General features: G+C 59.7%; 5 protein-coding genes, 1 tRNA gene and 1 pseudogene. 6 read left to right on the top strand and 1 reads right to left on the bottom strand.

All coding sequences use genetic code 11. The features are described 5' to 3' along the window. Positions 1-166 precede the first annotated feature (166 nt). The 5 genes and pseudogenes from BMX92_RS22890 to BMX92_RS22865 all read left to right on the top strand — a co-directional run bounded on the left by BMX92_RS22890 (position 167) and on the right by BMX92_RS22865 (position 7602). Positions 167-948, top strand: a pseudogene (locus tag BMX92_RS22890) (IS5 family transposase). Positions 949-1510: 562 nt separating this feature from the next. Next, a complete protein-coding gene (locus BMX92_RS22885; protein ID WP_093020855.1) occupies positions 1511-2431 on the top strand; it encodes an AraC family transcriptional regulator in 921 nt (306 codons plus the stop codon). Between the two features lie 96 nt (positions 2432-2527). Further along, positions 2528-5113: a TonB-dependent receptor gene (locus BMX92_RS22880; RefSeq protein WP_093020853.1), complete on the top strand. Its 2586-nt coding sequence runs from the start codon at positions 2528-2530 to the stop codon at positions 5111-5113. A 2-nt stretch (positions 5114-5115) separates the two neighbouring features. Continuing rightward, positions 5116-6195: an NAD(P)-dependent alcohol dehydrogenase gene (locus tag BMX92_RS22875; RefSeq protein WP_093020851.1), complete on the top strand. Its 1080-nt coding sequence runs from the start codon at positions 5116-5118 to the stop codon at positions 6193-6195. Positions 6196-7149: 954 nt separating this feature from the next. After that, positions 7150-7602, top strand: coding sequence for a zinc ribbon domain-containing protein (locus BMX92_RS22865; RefSeq protein WP_218145832.1), 453 nt, complete (start codon positions 7150-7152; stop codon positions 7600-7602). Between the two features lie 200 nt (positions 7603-7802). Here the strand turns inward: BMX92_RS22865 and BMX92_RS22860 are convergent. After that, positions 7803-7893, bottom strand: a tRNA-Ser gene (locus tag BMX92_RS22860). Positions 7894-7993: 100 nt separating this feature from the next. On the opposite strand from BMX92_RS22860, the gene BMX92_RS22855 reads away from it, so the two are divergent. Further along, entirely contained in the window at positions 7994-8890 is an 897-nt protein-coding gene (locus BMX92_RS22855) for a peptidylprolyl isomerase (protein ID WP_093020865.1), read from the top strand. Positions 8891-8894: the final 4 nt, after the last annotated feature.

Genomic DNA, 8894 nt, shown 5'->3' with positions numbered 1-8894 from the left:
GCGCCCATTGGGCGTCCGTCAGTACAAAACGATCCATACAAAGCCTGAATCACATCTGACGATAAATGGAAATCCTAAATCCCCACAAGCCTTAGGTTGCGTTGACAAAGTGGATTCCCAATCGGCCTGATTTCTGATTCAGCGCTTCTCTTTGTGGGGAGTGGCAATGGCTCGGGGCGATCTTACGGACGCGGAATGGGATGTGATTGCGGGGCTTCTGCCATCGGAGCGAGGTCGTAAATCGCGGCCTGCTCATGACAACCGGCGTTTCCTCAATGGCATGCTGCACGTGTTGCGGGTCGGCTGCTCGTGGCGGGACATGCACGAGCGGTACGGTTTGTGGAACTCGATCTATGTGCGGTTTCGGCGCTGGGCCGAACAGGGCGTATGGGATGCGATCCTGGCGACGTTGGTCGAACTCGGAATAACGGACGACTGGCAGCACATGATCGACAGTACCACCGTTCGCGGCCATGTTTCGGCAGTTGGCGGAAAAGGGGGGCTCGTGCGCAGGCTTTTGGTCGATCACGCGGCGGCTTTACGTGCAAAGTCCACGCCCGCTGCGACAATCAGGGACGCCCTCTCGGGTTCATCCTGACTGCCGGGGAAGCATCCGACTATGGCGCTGTCGATGCCTTGATGGCGATCCCCGTCACCAAGCCCAAGGCTCTGCTCGCCGACAAGGGGTATGATGGTGATGCCGTTCGCGAAAACCTGCTGATGCAGGGCATCCTACCGATCATCCCGCCCAAGTCCAACCGCCGCGAGCCCATCCCCTGCGACTTTCGGCGTTACCGGGATCGCAACCGCATCGAGCGCATGTTCGGTCACCTCAAGCAGTTCCGCCGTGTCGCCACCCGCTACGACAAAACTGCTCTGTCCTTCGCAAGCTTCCTAAATCTCGCCGCTATCCGAAAATGGCTGCCATACTTTGTCAACGCGACCTAGGGTTGGAAGGTCCGTCATCCTGAAGCCGACCCTTTCAAGACATCAGGCAGCCAATTTTCGATCACCATGTGCAGACGGGCAGCTTTTGCATTCTTAATTATTAAGGCTATTTGTCGATCCGAAGACCGAACGTCTATTGCTCCCTCAACAGGTCGGCATGGCTCGGCGGTCGCATAACGCCTGTCTACCGGTCCAGTCGGGGGCGGTCCGCGGCCGGAGATGAGGCATTCGCACATCTGACAGTTCGGAGGTTGCCCTTTAATACATATGTTATGAACATTCGTCAGGCACCGGGTTTATTGGCACATATTATATCGATAATTCAATGATATACATAGGCAGTCGTCGTTCGACCAAGTCCCAAGGCTTAGGTCTGATGGCGTCATTGCCAATCCGCGGAGCCATCAGTTGGCACCAAACGGCTAGTGTTCGGATTGTATCCCTGATATACACTTGTTCATGAGCTGACACTGTATCACGGGCAGCTAACAAGGAGGGGATTGGTCGTGAGCGAGGCTTGCAAGACTATTGTGCCGACGCACCCCGTCGCAGGCCAGCTGCGATGACCGCGATCGAACATTTTTCGACCCGGCTGGTGCCAGCGCCATCCCGCCATATCGTCTGGCAAAAGATCGTGGCGGCCGCCTTCCCGGGCATGACCACCCATGCGCCGGAAGGTATTCGCGCTGAGCTGGCGCACTGGTCGCTAGGTCCGATCGGTCTCGCGCGGGCCTTAAGCGATCGGGCGCAAGTCAGTCGAATGGGGACCGAAGATGCCAGACCGCATCTGTTACTGCATCTGCTTCGCCGCGGCACGATGGTCATGCGGTATGACGACCAACATGTTCAAGCGGGGCCGGGCGACATCGTCATCGCCGATGATCGGCGCGCGTACGCATTCGATATATCGCGCAGCAATGACTGCATGATTTTGCAGCTTCCCCTGTCTCTGCTGGGAGAAGGATCGCCCTCGCGGGACTGGCATGGCCAATGGCTGCCGTCGCACGATCCGCAAGTCGGCCTGCTTTTCCACCTTCTCCAAGGCATTTGGATGCAGCGCGATCGGTTCGACGAACTGGATGCGGACACTAGCGCGCTGCTTATTGATGCCGCGCGCATGGCTTGTCGCCGGGCGATGCGTCCGGACGTACCCGCCCTGCATCTTTCCTCCCCGGTCGATTTCGCGCTGGCCCATCTGGATCATCCCGACCTTAATACCGGCCTGATCAGCGTCGCGCTCAATCTGTCCGAGCGCGCGGTTCAGAAAAGCTTTTTCCGCCATGTCGGCCAGACGCCCACCGCCTTCATCATGACCAAGCGGCTGGAGCGCGCGTCCGCCATGCTGGCGGCCGGTGATGGTCGCACCATTACCGACATCGCGTTCGAGGTCGGTTACAATGACTCCGCCTTCTTCACCCGCTGCTTCCGCCGCTGCTACGGCGCGTCGCCCAGCCAATGGCGCCATCGTTCGCTCCTGTCCTGATGGCAGGTTCGCCAGCGTCCAAGACTGGTGCCTCGGTTCATCCTATATCTGTCGATAAATCCGCCGGCACAGGCGGACGAACTGGAGGAGAGGGTTATGAAGATATCGATGATCGCCTATCTGGCGGCGTCCGGCGCCATGGTGGCAACGACCGCGCACGCGCAAGAAGCGCCACCGCCCGAAAGCGGAGGGATCGCAGAGATCGTCGTGACGGCGCAGAAGCGCGCGGAAAATGTGCAGGATGTGCCGATCGCCATTTCCGCCTTTACGTCGGAAGCGCTGCAGGAGCGGGCCGTGGGTAGCGTGTCCCAGCTTTCCGCGATCGCCCCCAACGTCAATCTGGATGCTGGCACGCCCTTTTCCGGATCGACCGCCGTACTCGCCGCCTATATTCGCGGCATCGGATCGGATGATTTCGCCTTCAATATCGATCCGGGCGTCGGCATCTATCTGGATGGCGTTTATCTCGCCCGCACCGTGGGCGCAAACCAGGATCTGCTCGACGTCGCGCGGGTCGAGATATTGAAGGGGCCGCAGGGTACATTGTTCGGTCGCAACACGATCGGCGGCGCCATCTCCATCGTTACCGCCGATCCGGGCAATACATTCACCGCCAAGGGTGACGTGACGCTGGGCAGCTACAAGCTGTTCCAGGCGCGTGGTTCCGTGACGGTGCCGATCACCGATGACCTCAGTTCCGCCTTTACCTTCGGCATCAAATCGCGCGACGGCTTCCTCAAGCGCCTGCCATATCCCGACCAACGCGCCAATAATGCGCCGCCCTTCTCCGCTTTTTCCGCTGCTGGCTACGACAGCGCCAGCAAGGAAGGCGAAAATGACAATTGGAACCTGCGCGGCAAGCTGCGTTGGGACGATGGCGGCGCTCTGCGAGCGACTTTTTCGGGCGATTACAGCAAAGACAAGGGCACGTCGGCCAACAAGCTGATCGGCACGGCAGAGTTAGTCCCGGGCAATTTCGCGGGCACGACCAACCTGCCCGGCACAGCGTTCGACCCGACCGGCACCACCGGCTTCCTATTCGCGGGCCTCTATAATTTCTGTATTGGCAGCACCGGGGCACAGATTGCCGCGCGCAATGCGCAGGCGTTGTGCGGCATAACGGGCACCCAGTTCAACCCGCAATTTCAGTTGCCCAGCGTCGCCAGCGCTAATGTGGATGGCAATCCGGCCAATGATCGGCTGCCATGGGACGGTCGCTATCTGATCGCCGACAAGGACCGCAGCTATGCCAGCGGCAACAGTTATTCCAATCTGGAAAGCTGGGGGCTGAGCGGCATCGTCGATTTCGATCTGGCGGACAATGTGGCGCTGAAATCCATCTCTGCCTATCGCGAATTGCACTGGAACGCCGGGCTGGATGCCGACGGATCGCCGCTCAATTTCCTGCAACTCAGCTTCACGATGAACCAGTGGCAGTTCAGCCAGGAATTCCAACTGCTCGGCAATGCTTTCGAGGAAAAGCTGCGCTATGTGCTGGGTGCTTATTATTTCAAGGAAGCGGGCGACTTGCATGACTATGTGACCTTTGGCGAAGGTCTGGTGCAAGTCGATGGTCCCAACCAGCTCGGTACCAAAAATTATGCCTTTTTCGGCCAAGTCGATTATCGGCCGATCGACCTGATCGGCATCACCATCGGCGGACGTTACACCAATGAACGCAAGCGGTTCGAGGGCGGTCAGCAGGAGCTGAACGGGTTCAACTACAAACTGTTCGGCTGCGCGGATGCCAATGGCAACATCTTCCCCGGCGGGGTATTCCCGCTGGCTCCTATCCCCTGCCAGGTAGGGCTGAGCTATCCTGACCCCAGCAACCCGGTTCGGGTCTACACGCCGGGCGTCAACCGCAAGAAGTTCAGCGACTTCTCGCCCAAGGTCGGCGTACAGATACACCCGTCCGACGATGTCATGCTCTACGGCAGTTGGTCGAAAGGCTACAAGACCGGCGGCTGGACCACGCGCCTCACCAACCCGCAGGGCAATGTTGCGCCGGACTTTAACGAGGAAAGGGCAACCACTTGGGAAGCGGGCATCAAATCGACCCTGCTCGACCGCCATCTGCAACTCAACGCCGCGGTATTTTCTACCAAATATCGCGATATTCAGCTCAATATACAGGTTGGTACGTCGCCCACCATCGCCAATGCGGGCGATGCGCGCATTCGTGGTTTCGAGTTAGAAATGGTCGCGGCGCCTATCGATGGCCTGACCATCAACGGAGCAGTCGGCTATATCGACGCGCAATATACGTCGGTGTCGGCGGGTGCTGCGGCAGTCGGCGGCGTTAACGCGTTCCAGGCAGGGACGCTGGTCGGCGAAACACTGCCCAAGACGCCCAAATGGAAAGTCAATCTCAGCCCGCGTTATGAGGCGAAGCTGGGCAATGGCGGATCGGTCGTGATGCTGGCCGACTGGACCTACACATCCAGCGCGTGGAACGACACGCAGCGCACTCTGCTACTCAAGCGCGTATCGACCGATATCGTCAACGCCAGCATCAGCTATCGTGAACCGGACGGGCATTGGAACCTGACCGCGGGCGGCACCAACCTGACCGATAAGCGCTTCCTGACATCGGGCGGGGCGAATATCGCGGCCGGCGCGATCTTCGGCACCTACAACCGGCCGCGCGAATGGTATTTGCGCTTCGGCTTCGATTTCTGAAGATGGCGCGGATCGCAATCGACGCGGCTGTGGTGGAGCGGCCGGGCGCGCCCTTCCGGATCGAGCGGCTGGAAATCGATCCGCCCGGTCCGGGACAGGTACTGGTGCGCATCCGCGCGTGCGGCATCTGCCACACCGACATGATCATGCGTGACGGCGATCTACCGGTTCCCTTCCCGGCGGTGCTGGGCCATGAAGGGGCTGGCGTCATTGCAGCGGTAGGCCAGGATGTCGACCATGTGATGCCGGGTGACAGCGTGCTCCTCAGTTTCCACAGCTGCGGCGCCTGTCCGGCCTGCCATGCGCATCAGCCGGGCTATTGCGTGGATTTCGTGCCGCGCAACTTCCTGGGCGTCCTTCAGCCGGGGGAAGGTGGCCTCTGGCGCGGCGACCAGCCGGTCGGCAGCAATATCTTCGGCCAGTCGGCGTTCGCTACCTATGCGCTGGCGCATCGCGACAATGTCGTGAAGGTCGATGCCGACCTGCCGCTGGCGCTGCTGGCGCCGCTGGGCTGCGGCATACAGACAGGCGCTGGCACGGTGCTGGAAACGCTTAAGGTCGCGCCGGGCGAGAGTGTCGCGATTCTAGGCGCGGGGGCGGTCGGCCTGTCGGCGGTGATGGCGGCGGTCATCGCGGGGGCGGGGCGGATCGCGATCCTTGATCGCCATGCGCATCGGCTCGATCTTGCACGGCAGTTAGGGGCTACTGAGACGGCCAGTGAGATAGCCGATTTAGTTGGACTGTTTGACTATGTCCTCGATACGACAGGCGTCCTGGCGTTGCTGGAACCTGCGGTGGCCCTGCTGACGCAACGAGGAACGCTAGCACTAATCGCTGCCTATCCGCCTGGCGCCGCCGGGCTTGATGCCTCGGCGATCATGAGCATGGGACGACGGATCGTGGGCATCGTTGAAGGGGGCGTCAATCCGCGACAATTTATACCGCGGCTGATCACTTATTATCGGGACGGACGATTGCCTATCGAAAAAATCATAAAGGCCTATAATTTCGTTGATATTGAGCAGGCATTTGCCGCTTCACAGAACGGTTCAGTAATTAAGGCGGTGATAGCTATTTATTAGTTAATTACGATATTTCCGTAAAATTTATTATTTCGATTTCACCAGATTAATGTGCATTGAGACAATAATGAATTTATATCCGAGCATTAATAAATCTTATCAGACGTCGAAGAGCTTCAAATACTCTCCCAGCTTAACAAGGTGGCTGGCCACGACCCAAATCAGACCTTCAGCCTCGATTTTTCGATCCCTAGGTGCGGCCCGTCCGCTCTCTCGTTCTGGATGCCTAAGTCTTGGCGTTAGGCGAAAGTCCGGATTGAAACCCGATCGCGGTAATAGCCGACGCTCACGCGGCGTCGGCTGCTGACCAGATGGCAACGTCCAGAGGGCTATGGCTCTACGGGTAGAGGATGTGCCACTTGGCACAGCATCAGCGTGAGGATGGAGCAGAGACTATTTTTTGGGAGGTGGCGGAGGGGGTGGAGGCGGCGGCGGTGCAGCCGGTGCGCGTGGAGCTGGGACAACGCCCGTCTGCGGCTGAGACACCCCGCCCGGCGGCAGTGGCGCGCGTGGGGGAGGTGCTATCCCCCGAGACCCGCCTGATCGAGACGGTGGTGGGGCGGGTGGAGGACTTGGCTTCTCGCTCATTGATATGGACCACGTTCGCTGTGACAAATGAGAACAAACATAGAAGGGCGCCGGGGAATGACCATAGCGCGAACCCGTTGAGGCGGTCGGACCAGACCATTGCGGGAGGGTTTTCGTCATAGAGGGCAGCCCGCCGCGCATCAATGGCTCTACGCGCACTCGCAAAGCTCACGGTGAGAGCCAGAAGCCCCAAGACATTGATCGCCCATCCGGCGATCAAGGCGGATGGCCATACTGCCTTGGCAAGAGGGACCGCGCTCCCTACAAATGACACTGAAGCGGCAAATAGCGCAGTGTGTGCAAGTGCAACAAAACTGTCCCGTGCAGACTCATTTTGAGCATGGGCAGTATCCAGAGCACTTCCCAATGCGCGGCTTCGTGTCCTGCGGAGAATGCCACCATCCTATGACATCAAACTTTTCGACGGGCCGCCACGGCACGAAATTCCCTTATTATGTGTGCCGTCACCGGGGCTGCGAGAAGTTCGGCAAATCGGTGGCGCGGGCGAAAGTGGAAGGCGCATTCGAGGAACTGCTCCGCCAGCTTGTGCCAAGCCCTGAGCTGTTCGCCTTGATCTCGAAGCTCTTCCGCAAACGCTGGAATGAGGCAGAGGCAAAGGTCAAAGAAACTCGCACGTCCATGAAACTGGAAGTCGCCTCGCTTGAAAAGAAGATTGCTCAGTTTCTTGATCGCATCGTCGAGTCAGGCAGCGCAACCGTCATAGGTGCATATGAGCGCAAGGTTGAAGAGCTGGAGCGCAGCAAGCTCGTTATGCTCCAAAAAAACCGCGCGATGCGGCACGTCTGCAAAAGGCTATGACGAAACTTTTCGAACCGCTTTTGAGTTTCTCGCAAACCCTTGGAAACTATGGGAAAATGGGAACTTTGAAGACAAGCGCATAGTGCAGAAACTGGTGCTGGCCTCTCATCTGGAATATGACTGGAATGAGGGCGTTCGAACCCCTGAATTATCTTTACCATTCATGGTGTTAGGGCGGCTCAGTGACCGAGAAACGGTAATGGCGGAGCGGCAGGGATTCGAACCCTGGATACGCTTTTGGCGTATACTCACTTTCCAGGCGAGCGCCTTCGACCACTCGGCCACCGCTCCGCATGCTCTGGAGGCGGCTCCCTATCGTGGCGCGTCGCGCTAGGCAAGGGGCATTGGTGCAAGGCTTTACATTATGTTGCGCGCGCTGTTTGATCGCGCCATGAGCCATCGCCTTCATGCCGCCGCCCTGCTTGCATCGCTGACCGCAGCCCCCGTGCTTGCCGCCGATGCGCCCTCCACCACGCCGTCCGCCGTCGTTGCGCAGGCGCCGGCCAGCGCCTGGCGCGCCATTCCGGCCGAAGAATTGCTGGTGATGACGATAGAGGGCGGCAAGCAGGTCGTCATCCAGCTGGCGCCAGCCTTCGCGCCGCGCCATGTCGCCAATATTCAGGCGCTGGCAAAGGCGCGTTGGTGGGACGGAACCAGCATCAACCGGGTGCAGGATAATTATGTCGTCCAATGGGGCGACGCGACCGAGAAGAAGCCGATGCCGCCCGGCCTGTCCGTCACCAGCCCGGACGATTATACCGTGTCGATCGCCAATCGGCGGCTGGCGATCACGCCCTTGCCCTATGCCGATCCCTATGCGGCCAAAACGGGCTTCGTCGGCGGCTGGCCGGTGGCGATGGATGGATCGGCCGCCTGGCTGCCCCATTGCTATGGCGCTGTCGGCGTGGGCCGCAACGTCTCGCCCGATGCCGGGACAGGGGCGGAACTCTATACCGTGATCGGGCAGGCGCCGCGTCAGCTTGATCGCAACATCGCGGTAGTGGGGCGGATTATCGAGGGTATGGCGAACCTGTCGAGCCTGCCGCGCGGCACCGGAGACCTCGGCTTCTACACGCCGCAGGAACATCAGGTGCCGATCCTGTCCGTGCGCCTTGCCAGCGACTTGCCGGAGGCGGAGAGGCCGCATTTTCAGGTCATGGACGTCGCGTCGCCCAGTTTCGCCGACTATTTGCGTCTGCGCGCCAACCGGAAGGATGATTTCTACGATCGTCCTGCGGGCGGCGTGGACATCTGCAACGCGCCGGTGCCGGTCAGGGCTGCGCCTTAAGCGA

This window comes from Sphingobium sp. YR768, assembly GCF_900111125.1.
Classification (GTDB): Bacteria; Pseudomonadota; Alphaproteobacteria; order Sphingomonadales; family Sphingomonadaceae; genus Sphingobium.
Note: the sequence above shows the minus strand (reverse complement) of the source record. Positions and strands in the feature narration are given on the sequence as shown.